Below are 14,825 nucleotides of genomic sequence, written 5' to 3' on the forward strand. Positions count from 1 at the left end.
CCACCCGGTCAATACTGTCAGTCGCGCGGCAACCCGAGCATGCGCTCACCGATCACGTTGAGCTGCACCTCGGTTGTGCCGCCGTAAATGGTGGTGGCACGTCCCGAAATGAGCTGCTCCATCGCCTTGTCGCTGGGCTGACCTGGGATACTGACCGCTCCGGCAGCACCCAGTTCGGCGACGACGAACTCGGCGATCGACTGGCTGATCTTCATCGCCAACAGCTTGCCGACGCTCGACGTTGTGCTCACGTCGATGCCCGAAAGTTGCTTGAGCACAACGCGAGAGCCGATGAGGTCGATCGCCTGGCTCTCGGCCACCAGCTCGCCGACGCGGTAGCGACCGATCGGGCTCAGGTCTGCCGACTTCGCGAACTTCAGCAGATCGGAGTCCGAGGCGTACGCCTCCATCTTCTGGCTCAGTGCGACGCGCTCGCCGGCCAGCGTCGTACGTGCGACGTTCCAACCGTCGTTGACCTCGCCGACCACGTTCTCGTCGGGGATGAACACGTCGTCGAGGAACACCTCGTTGAACAGCGCCGAGCCCGTCATCTCACGCAGCGGTCGGACGGTGATGCCCGGCGTCGACATGTCCAGCACGAAGTACGTGATGCCCTGATGCTTCGGCTTGGTGGCGTCCGTACGGGCGATCAGCATTGCCCAGTCGGAGAACTGCGCAACCGTGGTCCAGATCTTCTGGCCGGTGATCTTCCAACCGCCGTCGACCTTTTCGGCCTTCGTGGACAATGACGCGAGGTCGGAACCAGCACCGGGCTCACTGAAGAGCTGGCACCACACCAGCTCACCCTGCAGGGTCGGTACTGCCAGTTCCTGCTTCTGCTTGTCCGAACCATGCGCCACGACGGCCTGCACTGCCCAGGTGCCCATCAGGAGCTGTGGCATCGAGATACCCGCAGCCTTGATCTCCTGGGAGATGACGATCTGCTCGAGCGGAGCGGCGCTGCGCCCGTAGGGCTTCGGCAGGTGCGGCTGAACCCAGCCGCCGTCGCCGAGCGCGATCAGCTGGTCGTCCTCGTCGAGCTCGACCAACTTGGCAAGCTCGGCCGCGATGTCGCCGCGGATCTCCTCTGCCTCCGGCGGCAGTTCGAGAATGGAAACCCGGCTGACACCGTCGAGCGCCTGCTGTGCAACACGATTGGCACGATCCTCGCGAGTACCGAGAATGCCGCGGATCGAGAGCGCGCGGCGGTAGTACAGGTGGGCGTCGTGCTCCCACGTGAATCCGATACCGCCGTGGACCTGCACACAATCCTGCGCTACCTGCACTGCGGCGTCCGGCACGATGACCGCGGCGATGTCGGCGGCAAAATCTGCCGTGTCGTCGCCCTTGTCCAATGCGCTTGCCGCATCCCACACAACGGCGCGTGCCTGCTCGAGCGCAATGCCCATCTGCGCGCACTTGTGCTTGACGCCCTGGAACTGGCCGATGGGTCGCCCGAACTGCACGCGTGTCTTGGCGTACTCCGACGCGGTGGAGACGCACCAGGACATGACGCCGACGTCTTCGGCACCGAGAACGACTGCGGCAATGGACTGTACCCGCGCCTCGGTGAGACCGTCGAGTATCCGTTCGGCGCTGATCTGAACATTGTCAGCTTCGATCCGCGCACTGCCGCGCAGCACGTCGATGCTGTCCTGCACGGTGATCGAGACCGCGCTGCTCTCGAGCACCGCATAGCGAACACCCTCGGGCAACTGGATCGGGACCAGCAGTACGTCGGCGTGTTCACCACCGAGCACACCGTCGAGTGCGCCCGCGATCGTGTACCCGCCGTCCGACGACTCGGCCGCCAACGGCGCACCCAAGGCGACTCCTGCCGTACGACTTCCGTCGATCAGACCGGGCAGAAACTCCAGACCCGCCTTGGAATCGGCGGCACCGAGAACTGCGCTTGCCAATACCGTCGGAACGAACGGGCCGGGAGAGACAGTGCGGCCCAATGCTTCCAGTGCCACCGCCAAGGTCAGCAGACCGGCGCCGTGACCACCCTGTTCTTCCGGAACCGCGAGCCCGAGAAGGTCCTGCCCGACCAGTGCCGTCCAGAACTGCGGGAACTTGTCCTCGGTCCGCGACTCCACCGCCGCGCGCACCTGCTCGGTGGTGATGGTGCGCTCGGCAAAGGAGCGCACCGAATCTGCGAGTGCGGTGTGCTCCTCGCTCAGCCCGAGGCCGAGTTCGTATGCGTTGCGTGCCATGCGCTTACAGACGTTCTGCGAGGTCGGCGGTGGTCCAGGGACCCTCGCTCTCGATGGTGTTCACACCGTGCCAGCCGGCGAGTTCCGTGATGGCTCCGCCCTGAACGGCGTACACCTTGCCGGTGAGCTTGCAGTCCGCGGCCGCGAGATAGGCCACCAACGGTGAGATGTTGGACGGCGCGAAGGCGTCGAACTCGCCCTCGGGTACCTCGGCGGCAAACAGTGCCCCCATGCCGGGTGTCGCCAGCGTCAGCCGAGTGCGTGCAATCGGCGCAATTGCGTTGACGCGCACGCCGTATCGATCGAGCTCGTCAGCGGCCACCAAGGTCAGGGCTGCGATGCCCGCCTTGGCGGCACCGTAGTTACCCTGGCCCGCATTGGGCATGAACGTACCCGAAGCCGACGCAGTGTTGATGACCGAAGCATTGACGGTCTCTCCCGCCTTGCTCTGGTCCTTCCAGTAGGCGGCAGCGTGGTGCAGCGTCGCCGCGTGCCCCTTCAGGTGCACGGCGATGACTGCGTCCCACTGACTCTCGTCCATGCCCGCGATGAAGGCGTCCCGAAGAATGCCGGCGTTGTTGACCAGCACGTCGAGTCGACCGAACTCGCTGACGGCCTGCTTGACGAGGCCCTCGGCCCCGTCCCAGGTGGCAATGTTGTCTGTGTTGGCAACGGCCTTGCCGCCTGCAGCGACGATCTCGTCGACTACTTGCTGTGCGGGACCGGCATCTGCGCCGGATCCGTCGTTTGCTCCGCCGAGATCGTTGACCACGACGCTCGCACCCTCGCGAGCGAAGAGCAGCGCATGCTCACGGCCGATGCCGCGTCCTGCTCCGGTGATGATCGCTACGCGACCGTCGAGACTTCCCATCAGTTCAGATTCCCATCAGTTCAGTTGTCGGACATGAAGACTCATTTGTCGGCGATGACCGCGAGGCCGTCCTTGATGACGAGGTCACCGACCGCACTGGTTTCGTACGAGTACGACGTGGCTCCGTCTGCCGAACCCGACTTGTAGAACACCGTCTCGATGTCCTGGGTCGGGAGGACCGGCTTCGCGAATCGCACTGCGAGACGGCGCAACCGCTCGGTCTCTCCGCCCGCCAGTTCGGTCAGGGCTCCCCACGACGTGAACGCCATCGTGCACAGTCCGTGGTTGATGATTCCGGGCAGCCCGGACATCCGAGCGATCTCCTCGTCGAGGTGAATCGGCATCGGATCGCCGGAAGCCGGTGAGTACCGGAACGTCTGGTCCTCGTCGATGTGCTGGTTCACCACCGCTGCTGGACTACCCGCGCGAAGAGCGTCGTCGAATCGGTGTTCGGGAGCCTTCTCGCCCAGTCCGGGGCCCGCGTCGACCTTGCGGAAGAATGCGGTCATCCACTGCTCGTTGACCAATTCACCCTTGTCGGTTTTGGTTTCGATGTAGATGACGACGGTGGAACCGTTGTCGCGCCCCTCGAATCCGATGGGTTTTGCCCGGGCCACCAGATGGTCGCCGGGGTAGATCGGACGGTGGAACAGGAAGTCCTGCTCACCGTGAACGAGCTTCATCAGCAGTTCCACCGGTGCCACCGACAGCGCTGCCGGTGCCATCGACATGAAGACGGGTACCACCGCGAAGACCGGTGGAGCGATCTCGCCCTTCAGGTGTCGCTCGATGGGATCGTTGGTGGCAGCTGCATATTCGGCGATGCGCTCGGCCGTCACCTCGAAGTGCTCCGGATCAGTCCATACGTCCAGCCCGGACGTATCGAATTCGACCGCGTTGGTCTTCGGTGTTGTCATCGAGCGTTATCCGACCAACTCGGCGAACTTCGCCAGCGAGGCCTCGAGGTCAGCCTTGGCGTTCTTGGCAACTGCCTTGCCGATCGGTCCGACGATCATGGTGCCCTTGAAGCTGGCGTCGACGGTTGCCTTCGAGCCCGAACCGTCGGCCTCGACCGAGAGAACGAATTCGACGGTGACACCGGCCATTCCGGTACCGGCAATCTTGACCATCTTCGGAACCTCGACCTCTTCGACGGTCCACTCGATCTTGTTGGCCATACCCATCACGGAGACGACCTCGGTGAACTTGGCGCCCAACGCAACCTCGGTGGGGAGTTCACTCTTCCAGCCCTGGTGAATGGTGAGCCACTCTTCCCAGCGAGACAGGTCGGAGAGCGCATCCCAGGTCTTCTCGGGGGATGCGGGCAGTACGGCGGAGACGGAAACGGAAGCCATGATGAAACTCCTAGTGGGTAGCTAGCGGATTGAGGGTGTGATTCAGCGTGCGTAGGGCTTGTATGCGGTCACGACAACTGCGCCGCCGAGTCCGATGTTGTGTTGGAGGGCGACCTTCGCGCCGTCGACCTGACGCTTGTCGGCGGTGCCGCGGAGCTGCCAGGTGAGCTCGGCGCACTGGGCGAGGCCGGTTGCGCCGAGGGGGTGTCCCTTGGAGATGAGGCCGCCGGACGGGTTGACCACCCAGCGTCCGCCGTAGGTGGTGTCGTCGGCGTCGACGAGCTTGCCGCCGTCACCTTCGGCGCACAGTCCGAGCGCCTCGTAGGTCAGCAACTCGTTGGTGGAGAAGCAGTCGTGGAGTTCGATGACGTCGACGTCGTCGGCGGTGATCCCGGCCTGCGCGTACACCTTCTCAGCTGCCTTACGGGTCATGTCCGCGCCGACCAGACTGATCGCGCTCTTGTCCTCGAAGGTGCTGTTCATGTCGGTGACCATGGCCTGTCCGACGATCTCGATCGCCTGAGCAGCGAGGCCGTGCTTCTCGACGAATGCTTCGCTGGCGATGATCGCCGCGCCGGATCCGTCCGAGGTAGGCGAGCACTGGAGCTTGGTGAGCGGCCCGTGAATCTGGCGTGCTTCGAGGATCTGCTCGAGGGTGTACTCGTCCTGGAACTGCGCGTACGGGTTGTTCAGTGAGTGCTTGTGGTTCTTGACGGCGATCTTCGCGAACTGCTCTGCAGTGGTTCCGAAGCGTTCCATGTGCTCGACGCCGGCCGCGCCGAACATGTACGGAGCGGGCGGCATCGCAAACTCCTGCAGCTCGGCGAGAGCGAGGAGGTGCCGCATGAGTGGCTGTTCACGGTCGTCGTAGGTGGATCCGAGGGACCCGGACTGCATCTTCTCGAAGCCCAGCGCCAAGGCGCAGTCGGCCTGACCACTCTTGACTGCCTGCGTGGCGAGGTAGAGCGCGGTCGATCCCGTCGAACAGTTGTTGTTGACGTTGACGATGGGGATTCCCGTCAGACCCAACTCGTAGACAGCCCGCTGACCTGCGGTGGACTCGCCGTAGACGTAGCCGACGTATGCCTGCTCGACCTCGGTGTAGTCGATACCCGCGTCTTCGAGCGCCTTGGTACCCGACTCGCGTGCCATGTCGGGGTAGTCCCACTCGCGGGCTCCCGGCTTCTCGAACTTCGTCATGCCGACGCCGACGACAAAAACCCTGTTACTCATTGCCACTCCTGAAGAGAACGGTATCTGTGTGTGACACGCTGTCCCACCAAAGTATGTGAGACATCTTGTCCAGTCAATGGCGGGGTGAGTATCGTTCGATTTATGACAAAAACAGCCGAGTCGGCGCAGCCCGACGGGCGCAGCACTCGCTGGAACGATCACAAGGAGCAGCGCAAAGCGCGGATCCTCGACGCAGCACTCGATGCAGTCAACGAAGGCGGCGCCGACGTCGGCGTCCAGCAGATCGCCGAGCGCGCCGACGTCCCCCGTTCCGTTGTCTACCGGATCTTCAAGGATCGAGCCGACCTCGACGAGCAGCTGCGAGTCCGCATCCTCGAGATGATGATGACCGACCTGACACCCACCCTGACTCCACAGGGCACGGTCGGCGAGGCCATCTCACGGGCAGTCGAGACCTACCTCCAATGGATTGTGAAATACCCACGACTGCACCACTTTTTAGGCAAGGGCTCGCCGAGCACGCGGGCCACCGGTTCGAAAGTGGTGACCGGAACCAAGACGGCCATCGCCGTCCAGTTGGGAAACCTCCTGGGCGCGATCCTCACCAGCCGTGGCAAACCGTCGAAGATGGCGGAGCCCTTGGCTTTCGGCGTGATCGGATTGGTCGACGTCAGCGTAAACCGTTGGCTCAGCCAGCCGGGTTCCGATGTGACCAGTGCGGAATTGGCCGAGTTCCTCGAGCGTTCCATCTGGCAGGTTCTGGACGGCAATCTCCGGAGCATCGGCGTCGACATAACTCTGTCGACTCCGATCGCCGACCTGTGACCGTCACCGAACTACCCTGGGCACTCGACGGATGCAGCCTTCAACTGATCCACGTTCCATCACTCGCCCTCCACGCGCTGGGTGAAGATAACGCGGCTCTCGCAATGGAACTCGCGCCGAACCTCCTGACCCCGTATCTCCTCGGTGAAGAATGCCAGGGCTTGTGGCGCTACCGGAGCAAGCAGATAGCAGAGAATCCCCTCGACAGCGCGTGGATCACCCGCATCGCAGTCGATGCCCGCACCTCCGCCCCGGTGGGGTTGGCCGGATTTCACGGCCGCCCCGATGCGCGCGGGATGGTGGAGATCGGATATCGCATCGACCCGGGGTTCCGGCGCCAGGGACACGCTCGAACTGCTCTCGAGATACTTCTGGACATCGCCAGTCGCGAATCCGAAGTACACGTCGTTCGAGCGACCGTCAGTCCGGACAATGCTGCGTCTCGAAACCTGATCAGCCAGTACGGTTTCAACGAAGTCGGTGAGCAGTGGGACGAAGAAGACGGTCTGGAAACCATCTTCGAAGTCAGTGCCTCTCCGGAACCGTGACAGCCGTCGACCCGCTCGTGCTGTCGGTCCAGTGAATGGCACGATCCTCCAGCATCACCGGCGTCCACAACCTGTATGTCTTCACCTGATGGTGATGACGACACAGGCATTGGAGGTTGCCCGCAATGGTCCACCCACCACGCCGCGGATCGGACGGATCGAACTCCGTGATGTGGTCGAGTTGACACCTGTTCGCAGGCACCGAACAGCCAGGGAACCGGCAGTGACCATCGACGGCGCGCACCAAGGCGGCCAGTGCCGCTCCCGGAGCATAGGTCAGCGCACCGGGAGGTGGATCAGGCTGGGCGCCATGCCCATCCGATCTTCGAACTATGTCCGGGGTTCTCGCGACCAACCGTTGCATTGCCCGAATCCGATCTCCGCAGCCTTTCGGTTCGCGACTTAGGCGATCACGTCGGGTGACAAGCGGAAGCGCAGTCGAAGCATGTTGTCGGCGCGGTCGATTCCCGGCGGCCTGGGCGCGGAAGTCGGCGAACAAAGCCTGCCAGGTGGAATCAGCAGCAAGCTCGCGAGCAAAATCGGGGTCGATCGGCCCGTATCCGTCGATGCTCGCGGCATCTGACGTCAATCCGAGAAGCGTCGCCAGGTCACACACGATGTGCAGCAGAGGCTTCCGACGTGAGGGCGCAGTCGATCGAGCTGGGGTGGATGCTGCCTCGCACGTTTCGCTGCCACACTGGCAAGTCAGCCCCTGTTCGCCGTGCAGGAGAGCAACCAGCGCGTCAGCCCGGCGCGTCGAGACGTTTCGTGGATCGCGGTTACAGACGCTTCCGGCGGCCTCGTTGATCAGGCCGAGCGCCTCGACGGCCTCGTTTGCGCTGAGTGTTGCCTGCAACTGTGCCAGACCGTGACGATCGGCACGCGTGCGAACGTCGCGGTGCTCCAGCATCTTCCGGCGACGTTCGGCGGCAGCATCCGGATCGTAGGCAAACAGCTGACGTTCGATGTCACGCTCCAATTGACCGGGCGGAAGACGGTGCGCGGAGGCAAGTATTCGGCGCTCGAGTGCTGCGATCGCTTCGGGGTCGGCCCCGGTGAGCCCGTCGACGATCTTGCGCACACGCGCATAGTCCAGCTCGCCGGCAGCGAAAGCCGCCCTGGTGAGCGGAAGGAACTCGCGTAGGGCGTCACCGATCTCGATGTGGACTTCGGCAGTACGACGTGAGCACGTGAGCATGACCGCGATCTCGTTGCACGCGATCCGCCAGGCCTTGTCGACATCACCGGACACATCGAGTTCCGCATTGAATCTCGACTCCGACAACATCGATGCGCCGAGCACCTTCTGCGCGGCGAGCATGTTCTCACTCTGCGCTGTCGCAAAAAGCATGTCCGGCAACACGAGTGGGTCGACGACAGGACGGCCGTCATCTACGACTGTCCCCACACCGCCCGCCGATCGATTATCGAACATACATTCGACACTAGACCCACCCACCGACAGAAACTAAAGTGCCGGTTTGTATCCCTTCCCCTGCATCCAGGCGAGCACATCCAGCACCCGGACCGCCGGAATGGCATCACCCAGTCCGGCTCGAACGCGCAAGTCGAGCAATCGCACGTGCAACTCTCCGTCGCACAAGGCCTCTCGTACGGGTTCCAGATGGGCAGCCTTCGTTCCCAACTCCCGCCCGATGACGTCGTCGTAGATCGGGTAGAGCCGCGGACGCTTACGGGCGATGATCTTGGATGCCATCGTGCGCCCGACGCCGTGAATCTCTCGGAGCGCCGTTTCCAAACGACACACGGGAGATTCCGGAGTGAAGGGCTCGGTTTCGTCCGAAAGATCGCGATCCGGTCCGACGTCGACCAGAAGGCGGTTCAGCTCGGCGTTGTTCTCGCCGAGAAGAAAGAAGGCTCCCTGAGCCGGAACCTGAACCGACAAAAGCGTCACCGCAACAAGATCTTCTGCGGTGAAGATGTTTGCATCACGATCGCGATTGCCACTGGGATCCCAGGAATCCCACAGTGCGCCGGTTCGCAGATAACCCGTCTTGCGGAGCGGTCGCGTGAAGTATTCCTGCAGCACGTCGACCGCGCCGTCATCGTCCCCGTCTCGCAGCACGCGCGGGAGTCGGATGGGCAACTGATCAACCATGGTCGAGTGACCTTTCCAGTACATATTTGGCGAACCCGGAGTTGTGGTACTGCCGAAATGGACCCTTGCCCTTGGCAACAAGATGCTCCGCGAGTGGACGAACCGTCGTCATGTCGACGGGCAGTTGAGCAAACTGCTCCAACGCATCCGAGTCCTCGAGGCTGCAGTCGATCACGGTCCCGTCGCCGTCGGCCGACGCCAACTCCGTGCGTCTGATGGCGACCAGATCGTGCTTGGCATCGAGTTCTTCGATGCTGCAGCCGGTTCGCGACTCCAATGCCGAACTGGATACGTACACGGACATGACGTGCTCGATCGGCTTACCGCCGACCAGATGGCACTCGACGCTCAGAATCTCCATCGGACCGATGTTGAGAGTGAACAAGCGATGGCGTTCCGCCGATCGATTTGTCGAAGGCAGGCAACTGATCGTCCACTGTTCGATCTCGACGGCGGCGGGCGCGTCGAACGCGTAGGAGAGAACTTCGGCAATCAGCTCGGCAAGATCTTCGAAGAGCGGGTCGCGCTGCAACCGCTCGAAATTCTCGACAGAAGCGGCGGGACGCACAGGCGCCTTGCTCACGCAGGTCCCCTCTCGTCCGGTGCTTTGCTCTCAGACCTCGCGTCCAAGGTACCCAGCCCGGCGCGGGTCTTGCGCGTTCGCCCTCACATACACCCTCGCGTTATGGTTCTCGACACGCACCACCGCCTTACCGATCGCTAACTCGAGGAGCACACGAAGTGGAAATCAAGGGAACCGCAGCACTGGTCACCGGAGCGGCATCAGGCCTGGGCGCCGCAACAGCCAAGCGCCTCGCCGACGCCGGCGCTACCGTCTTCGGCCTGGATCTGCCCGCGTCGATCGAGCGCGCAGGTGACAACGTCCCCGCCGGCGTCACCCTCATCCCCACCGACGTGACCAGCGGCGAAGAGGTCGAAGCAGCGATCAACCAGATCGTCGAATCGGGCTCCCCGCTGCGCATCGTCGTCAACTGTGCCGGTGTCGGCTGGGCCGGACGCATCCTGTCCAAGAAGGGCCCGCACGACCTCGAGCTGTTCCGCACGGTCATCACCGTCAACCTGCTCGGTACCTTCAACGTCATGCGCCTGGCCGCCGACGCCATCGCCAAGACCGAGGCCGTCGACGAGTCGGGCCAGCGCGGCGTTGTCATCAACACCGCTTCCGTTGCTGCCTTCGAAGGCCAGATCGGCCAGATCGCGTACTCCGCTTCCAAGGGTGGCGTGCACGGCATGACTGTTCCGGCTGCCCGCGACCTCGCGCAGTTCGGCATCCGCGTCAACACCATCGCTCCCGGCATCATCGACACCCCGATGCTCGCAGGTGTCACCGACGAGTACCGCAAGGGCCTCGAAGCCGGCGTCCCGTTCCCGTCGCGTCTGGGCCAGCCGTCCGAGTACGCACAGCTCGCGCAGATGATCGTCGAGCACGATTACCTCAACGGCGAGACCATCCGCATGGACGGCGCACTGCGCATGGCGCCGCGCTAACCTCCCTGCTGTGCGCCTTTATTAACCGCCCGCGGTTAATAAAGGCGCACAGTTGTCAGAACGAATGAAAATACCCACCGCTGGTTTGTGCAGTTGCGCTCAGATATTCGGCCACCTCGGCCGCGGGTATCGGCCGACTGATGTAGTAACCCTGAACCAATTCGCAACCGGCGGCGCGCAGGAGCCTCAACTGGTCGGCCGTCTCCACGCCTTCCGCCAATGACTGCATTCCGAGCGCCTTCGACACCTCGACCACCGACGTGACGACTGCCGAATCACCCTCGCTCAATTCGGTGATGAACGACCGGTCGATCTTGAGAATGTCCAACGGCAGCTTCTTCAAACTCTCGAAAGACGAATAGCCGGTCCCGAAGTCGTCCAGGGCAATCGCAATCCCGGTGGCACGCAGACGATCCAGTTCGGCGACGGCAAGCTCCTCTACCGCTCCCGTCTCTGTGATCTCCAGCTGGAGCCGTTTGCTGGACAGACCGGACGCCTCCAGCGCATCGTTCACGGCCGATCCGAAGCCGGACGACATCAGTTGCACCGGAGAGACATTCACCGTCACGTAGGTGTCATCGGGCCACGTCGTCGCTTCGGCGCATGCCATATGCAATACCTGAAGCCCCAGCGGGACAATCAAACCCGTCTCTTCCGCGACATCGATGAAAATGTGCGGCGCAAGCACTCCACGCACCGGATGATTCCAGCGAAGCAGTGCCTCGAAACCCTCGACGCGGCCGGTGTCCGCACGAACCTGCGGTTGGTAGTACAGCTCGAACTGCCGAGACTCGATCGCAAGCCCAAGCTCTTGCAAGGCCGACGCTCGCTCCCTGGCCCGCGCGCGCAGGACCGGAGAGTATCTTCCGACCCGGTTCTTGCCGGCGGATTTTGCCGCATACAGCGCCAGGTCCGCGGACATGACAAGCGTGTCCGCGTCTTCGGAATCTGCCGGTGAGCTGGCATAACCGATCGATGCACGAACCTCGATGCGATTCCCCCGCACGAAGAACGGCTCACGCAGTGCGCCCAGATAGCGGGCAAACACCTCGCCGCCGTCCCCTGTTCCCCGCAGGACGACGCCGAATTCGTCGCCTCCGATTCGCGCACACATGGCGCCACTCACCACTCGATTGAGCCGTGCAGCAACGGAAATCAACAATTTGTCACCGACAGGGTGCCCCAGCGTGTCGTTCACCGACTTGAAATTGTCCAGGTCGAGGATGCCGACCAGAACCTGCTCGCCGGTCCGGACGGTGCCGAGTGCGTCGGACAGCTCCGAGCCGAACGTCCGGCGATTAGGGAGCCCGGTCAGTCCGTCGGTTGCAGCAAGCCACAGAATTCGCCGCTCGTAGTTGTACTTCTCGGTGATGTCCGAACCCACACCTCGCCAACCCACGAACTCCATGGCCTCGGAAAGCCTGGGATGACCCGACAGAGACCACCATCGGTCGACGCCGCCGACACGAACGGGAACGACGACCTCACGAAACGGCATGAGGCGGTCGAGGTGATCTCCGATGACCTGGACCGCGGCTCGACCACTCTTCGTCGAACCGACGTCGAGCCGATCCAACAATCCGCGCAGCGACAGGGTTCGCAGGTCGGAGACGGGAACTCCCGAGATCTGTGACAGCCGAGCGGAGGTGTGCGACAACGTCCCGGTGGTGTCGACTTCCCACAGCCAGTCGCGTGACCCGCCCTCGAAATCGTCGAGAAGTAAACTGACCGTCTGGCGCTCGGCAGCAGCCTCGAACTCGGCTAGACAACGACTTCGGAACGACGCCCACAGATAGACAACGCCGACGCACAGAATGCTGATGTAGACAACGAGTTGAAACGAAAGGACGAAATACTCGGCCGTCGCCCCGGCAAGCATGACGATCAACAATCCCAGACCGTGCACCAGAATCCAGGCCAAACCCAGCGACCGAACAGTCGACAGCGCAACTGCACCGGCACCCACCACGCCGGCGATGGTCGCGATCAGAACCAGCTTTCGTGAACCGTCTATCACCGGAAGCATCTCGGCCGCAAGGATCGTGTACAGAACGCCCAGCAGTACCACCTCGAGCATCAGTGCCCAGTAGTCGTACCGCGTCGTGTGCTTGGGCGAATAGCTCTCTCCCTGAATGACCCTCGGCAACCACACACGCACCGAATTGAGAATGACTGCGAGCGCTGCCGCTCCCCAGATCACACGGAAATCTTCGCGCCCCGGAGGCACGACATAGGCCAGCAAGGCGCATGCACTGAAGAAATTCGCGACGTTGGCCAGTGGAGCGACCGTTGTCACTTGGCGGACTTGGCGCGCGAAGAGGTCACGTCGCTCGACGTCAGACAGTTCGGCGTCGCTCGCACTCGAAGTCAGCCTGCTCAGCATTCAATACCCTCCATCGTGGAGCCGACCAGATGAAGGTAGCGCGGATACGGGTTCCAGACACACGATGACGAGAAACTTCGAATCGAAACATCCTGTTAAATGGGATGTTTCAGACAATAGCGACAGAGGTCAGTGCTACAGCTCGGAAGCCAACGGAATTTCCTTCTCCGCGCGGTCCGTCATCCACTCACGTAGGACCTTGGTGGCAATGACGTCGTCCTCGTTGTACTGCAGGATGCGTGTCCGTTGCGTCTCGTCCGGCTCACCGTCGTAGCCGACCGCCTCGCGGTACCACGCCATCGACGCTTCACCACCAGCTTCGGCGTCACGCCAGTTGAACCCGGCCACGGGCGCAATCTTCTTGAGTCCCTTGCCGTTCGGGCAGATGAACTGATCACTCACCGCTTGATAGATGTCGACCCACTGCGGACTGTCGATGAACTCACGGATCTCGTCCTTGCTCGGAATCCCGGGTTCACCGGCAAACCTGCGCGCCGAGTCCAACAACCACTTGTCCTCCGCCGAACGCGAATAGCAGTATGCGGCAAAGGTTTTACCCGAAGCAGCCGCCGCGGCACGCTCCGCCATCAGCCAACCCCAGAACTCCGCGAACGACCGCGCCTCGTCACGCGTCGGCAGCGGATCCCACGTCGCGAATCCTCGATACATCGAGAAGCCACCGACATTGAGCAACGTCCCCCACAGGTAGGCGCCGTGCTCCTGATAGCTCTCCATGTCGACGTCGATCTCGATGTCCGCCCGGGTCACCGAGATCTTCTCGAACCGCCGCACCAACGGGGCGTCTGCCAACCACGCCTTCGCGATCACCACTGCGTCGTCGAAATTTCCGTGCGGCCAATCCTCGAGCGGCTCACCTTCCCAGGCGGCCAACTGATCGATCGTATTGCAGCCGACATCGCGCAGAAGCTCGGCTCGCGATCCGACAGCGACGAGGCTGACGTCTCGGTTTCGGACCAACTCCTGCTTGCATTCGGTCCACCACGGGCACGATTTGCACTCGCTCACCTGTGACGGGGACGTCAGCACCTCACCGCGGGCAACAGCGATACGGTCGGCGAAACGCTCGTCGTACTCGTCGAGAATCGCGCTGAGGTCGTGGACGAGGATGCAGTCGCCGTTGTAACCGATCGCGCCGGCTGTCAGAGACGGGCTAGCCAGCCCACGACGCTCGAGCATCCGATAGACCTGCGCGACGCGCATCTGATCGCGGACCTGACTGCGGACCTTGCGTTTGGGATCGACCGCTGGCTCCCAGTCGAAGAGCCCCGAGGTGATCGCGCCCTGTCCTGGATCGGTCACCTTGTGATTGACGACAATGACGGGGATGTACCCGCCGCCTCCCTCGTCACGGATGAGCATTTCGCATCGGCCCTTGCGGCCGGTGTCTCGCTCGACCGGCAACACGGCGCCCCAGATCCGGTCCGCGCCGGCCTCGCAGGCAGCCAGAGTGTCTCGAGCCTGAGCCGACGCCGATTGATCGGGGTTGATCTTCACCCAACGCTCGGGAGCAGCACCGATCACCAGTTCGGCGATCTCGGCACGCTTTGCGATCGCGGCATCCTGGCGTTGCTTCACGCCGGTGTCGACGGGTTCCGAAGCCGATTTCCCGGGAAACAACCCGTCCAGACGCACCCGATGGCGGCATCGGGTCAACGCCCCCGAATCGATGATCGGGAGCTGGGGCGCGGGGTTGTTAACGGAACACACGATGACGAAGATTATGTGCTCCCCTAGGCTGAAGCCGAAGCGCAGGTACCTGGCAACACACAAACACCTGGAAACGG

The 14,825-nt window shown here is 62.8% G+C and carries 13 protein-coding genes; 3 read left to right on the forward strand and 10 right to left on the reverse strand.

Translation table 11 applies throughout. The features are described 5' to 3' along the window. Positions 1 to 17: 17 nt before the first annotated feature. Genes DBV08_RS06445 through DBV08_RS06465 form a run of 5 tightly spaced genes read right to left on the reverse strand, consistent with a single transcriptional unit; the run spans position 18 to position 5,675 of the window. A complete protein-coding gene (locus DBV08_RS06445; protein ID WP_124566891.1) occupies positions 18 to 2,216 on the reverse strand; it encodes an acyl-CoA dehydrogenase in 2,199 nt (732 codons plus the stop codon). Positions 2,217 to 2,220: 4 nt separating this feature from the next. Continuing rightward, positions 2,221 to 3,087 carry an SDR family oxidoreductase gene (locus DBV08_RS06450; RefSeq protein ID WP_007735961.1) on the reverse strand — a complete coding sequence of 289 codons (867 nt, stop codon included), beginning with the start codon at positions 3,085 to 3,087 and terminating at the stop codon, positions 2,221 to 2,223. Positions 3,088 to 3,128: 41 nt separating this feature from the next. After that, positions 3,129 to 4,004 carry a MaoC/PaaZ C-terminal domain-containing protein gene (locus DBV08_RS06455; RefSeq protein ID WP_095969429.1) on the reverse strand — a complete coding sequence of 292 codons (876 nt, stop codon included), beginning with the start codon at positions 4,002 to 4,004 and terminating at the stop codon, positions 3,129 to 3,131. A 6-nt stretch (positions 4,005 to 4,010) separates the two neighbouring features. Beyond that, positions 4,011 to 4,442: an SRPBCC family protein gene (locus DBV08_RS06460; protein WP_095969428.1), complete on the reverse strand. Its 432-nt coding sequence runs from the start codon at positions 4,440 to 4,442 to the stop codon at positions 4,011 to 4,013. 42 nt (positions 4,443 to 4,484) lie between these two features. Then, a complete protein-coding gene (locus DBV08_RS06465) occupies positions 4,485 to 5,675 on the reverse strand; it encodes a lipid-transfer protein (protein ID WP_007735955.1) in 1,191 nt (396 codons plus the stop codon). Positions 5,676 to 5,777: 102 nt separating this feature from the next. On the opposite strand from DBV08_RS06465, the gene DBV08_RS06470 reads away from it, so the two are divergent. Together DBV08_RS06470 and DBV08_RS06475 are read left to right on the forward strand one after the other, a co-directional pair. Continuing rightward, complete coding sequence (locus tag DBV08_RS06470) at positions 5,778 to 6,461, forward strand: TetR/AcrR family transcriptional regulator (RefSeq protein ID WP_095969427.1); 684 nt, start codon at positions 5,778 to 5,780, stop codon at positions 6,459 to 6,461. After that, complete coding sequence (locus DBV08_RS06475; protein WP_124566892.1) at positions 6,458 to 7,009, forward strand: GNAT family N-acetyltransferase; 552 nt, start codon at positions 6,458 to 6,460, stop codon at positions 7,007 to 7,009. The genes DBV08_RS06470 and DBV08_RS06475 overlap by 4 nt, the downstream gene beginning before the upstream one ends. Here the strand turns inward: DBV08_RS06475 and DBV08_RS06480 are convergent. The 3 genes from DBV08_RS06480 to DBV08_RS06490 are packed head-to-tail and all read right to left on the reverse strand — an operon-like array spanning position 6,987 to position 9,711. Beyond that, complete coding sequence (locus tag DBV08_RS06480) at positions 6,987 to 8,444, reverse strand: HNH endonuclease signature motif containing protein (protein WP_124566893.1); 1,458 nt, start codon at positions 8,442 to 8,444, stop codon at positions 6,987 to 6,989. The genes DBV08_RS06475 and DBV08_RS06480 overlap by 23 nt on opposite strands. A 33-nt stretch (positions 8,445 to 8,477) precedes the next feature. Beyond that, positions 8,478 to 9,128, reverse strand: coding sequence for a DUF6308 family protein (locus tag DBV08_RS06485; RefSeq protein WP_124566894.1), 651 nt, complete (start codon positions 9,126 to 9,128; stop codon positions 8,478 to 8,480). Continuing rightward, the gene (locus DBV08_RS06490) at positions 9,121 to 9,711 is read right to left on the reverse strand and encodes a hypothetical protein (RefSeq protein ID WP_029254163.1); all 591 of its coding nucleotides are present in this window, start codon (positions 9,709 to 9,711) and stop codon (positions 9,121 to 9,123) included. The genes DBV08_RS06485 and DBV08_RS06490 overlap by 8 nt, the downstream gene beginning before the upstream one ends. 158 nt (positions 9,712 to 9,869) lie before the next feature. Here DBV08_RS06490 and DBV08_RS06495 point away from each other — a divergent pair, with 158 nt between their 5' ends. Further along, positions 9,870 to 10,637, forward strand: a complete 768-nt coding sequence (locus DBV08_RS06495) for an SDR family NAD(P)-dependent oxidoreductase (RefSeq protein ID WP_003944195.1) — start codon at positions 9,870 to 9,872, stop codon at positions 10,635 to 10,637. Between the two features lie 55 nt (positions 10,638 to 10,692). Here DBV08_RS06495 and DBV08_RS06500 read toward each other — a convergent pair whose 3' ends face one another. Together DBV08_RS06500 and DBV08_RS06505 are read right to left on the reverse strand one after the other, a co-directional pair. Then, positions 10,693 to 13,020: a bifunctional diguanylate cyclase/phosphodiesterase gene (locus DBV08_RS06500; RefSeq protein ID WP_124566895.1), complete on the reverse strand. Its 2,328-nt coding sequence runs from the start codon at positions 13,018 to 13,020 to the stop codon at positions 10,693 to 10,695. A gap of 135 nt (positions 13,021 to 13,155) precedes the next feature. Further along, positions 13,156 to 14,712 (reverse strand): TM0106 family RecB-like putative nuclease, encoded by a 1,557-nt coding sequence (locus DBV08_RS06505; protein WP_124567035.1) that lies wholly within the window; start codon positions 14,710 to 14,712, stop codon positions 13,156 to 13,158. Between the last annotated feature and the right edge of the window lie 113 nt (positions 14,713 to 14,825).

The organism is Rhodococcus sp. KBW08, from assembly GCF_003852455.1.
GTDB lineage: Bacteria > Actinomycetota > Actinomycetes > Mycobacteriales > Mycobacteriaceae > Rhodococcus_F > Rhodococcus_F baikonurensis.

What these genes read in the sequence shown, in the direction of transcription:
- DBV08_RS06445 (WP_124566891.1), bottom strand. Translation starts at nt 2,216, where the DNA reads ATGGCACGCAACGCATACGAACTCGGCCTCGGGCTGAGCGAGGAGCAC.
- DBV08_RS06450 (WP_007735961.1), bottom strand. Translation starts at nt 3,087, where the DNA reads ATGGGAAGTCTCGACGGTCGCGTAGCGATCATCACCGGAGCAGGACGC.
- DBV08_RS06455 (WP_095969429.1), bottom strand. Translation starts at nt 4,004, where the DNA reads ATGACAACACCGAAGACCAACGCGGTCGAATTCGATACGTCCGGGCTG.
- DBV08_RS06460 (WP_095969428.1), bottom strand. Translation starts at nt 4,442, where the DNA reads ATGGCTTCCGTTTCCGTCTCCGCCGTACTGCCCGCATCCCCCGAGAAG.
- DBV08_RS06465 (WP_007735955.1), bottom strand. Translation starts at nt 5,675, where the DNA reads ATGAGTAACAGGGTTTTTGTCGTCGGCGTCGGCATGACGAAGTTCGAG.
- DBV08_RS06470 (WP_095969427.1), top strand. Translation starts at nt 5,778, where the DNA reads ATGACAAAAACAGCCGAGTCGGCGCAGCCCGACGGGCGCAGCACTCGC.
- DBV08_RS06480 (WP_124566893.1), bottom strand. Translation starts at nt 8,444, where the DNA reads ATGTTCGATAATCGATCGGCGGGCGGTGTGGGGACAGTCGTAGATGAC.
- DBV08_RS06485 (WP_124566894.1), bottom strand. Translation starts at nt 9,128, where the DNA reads ATGGTTGATCAGTTGCCCATCCGACTCCCGCGCGTGCTGCGAGACGGG.
- DBV08_RS06500 (WP_124566895.1), bottom strand. Translation starts at nt 13,020, where the DNA reads ATGCTGAGCAGGCTGACTTCGAGTGCGAGCGACGCCGAACTGTCTGAC.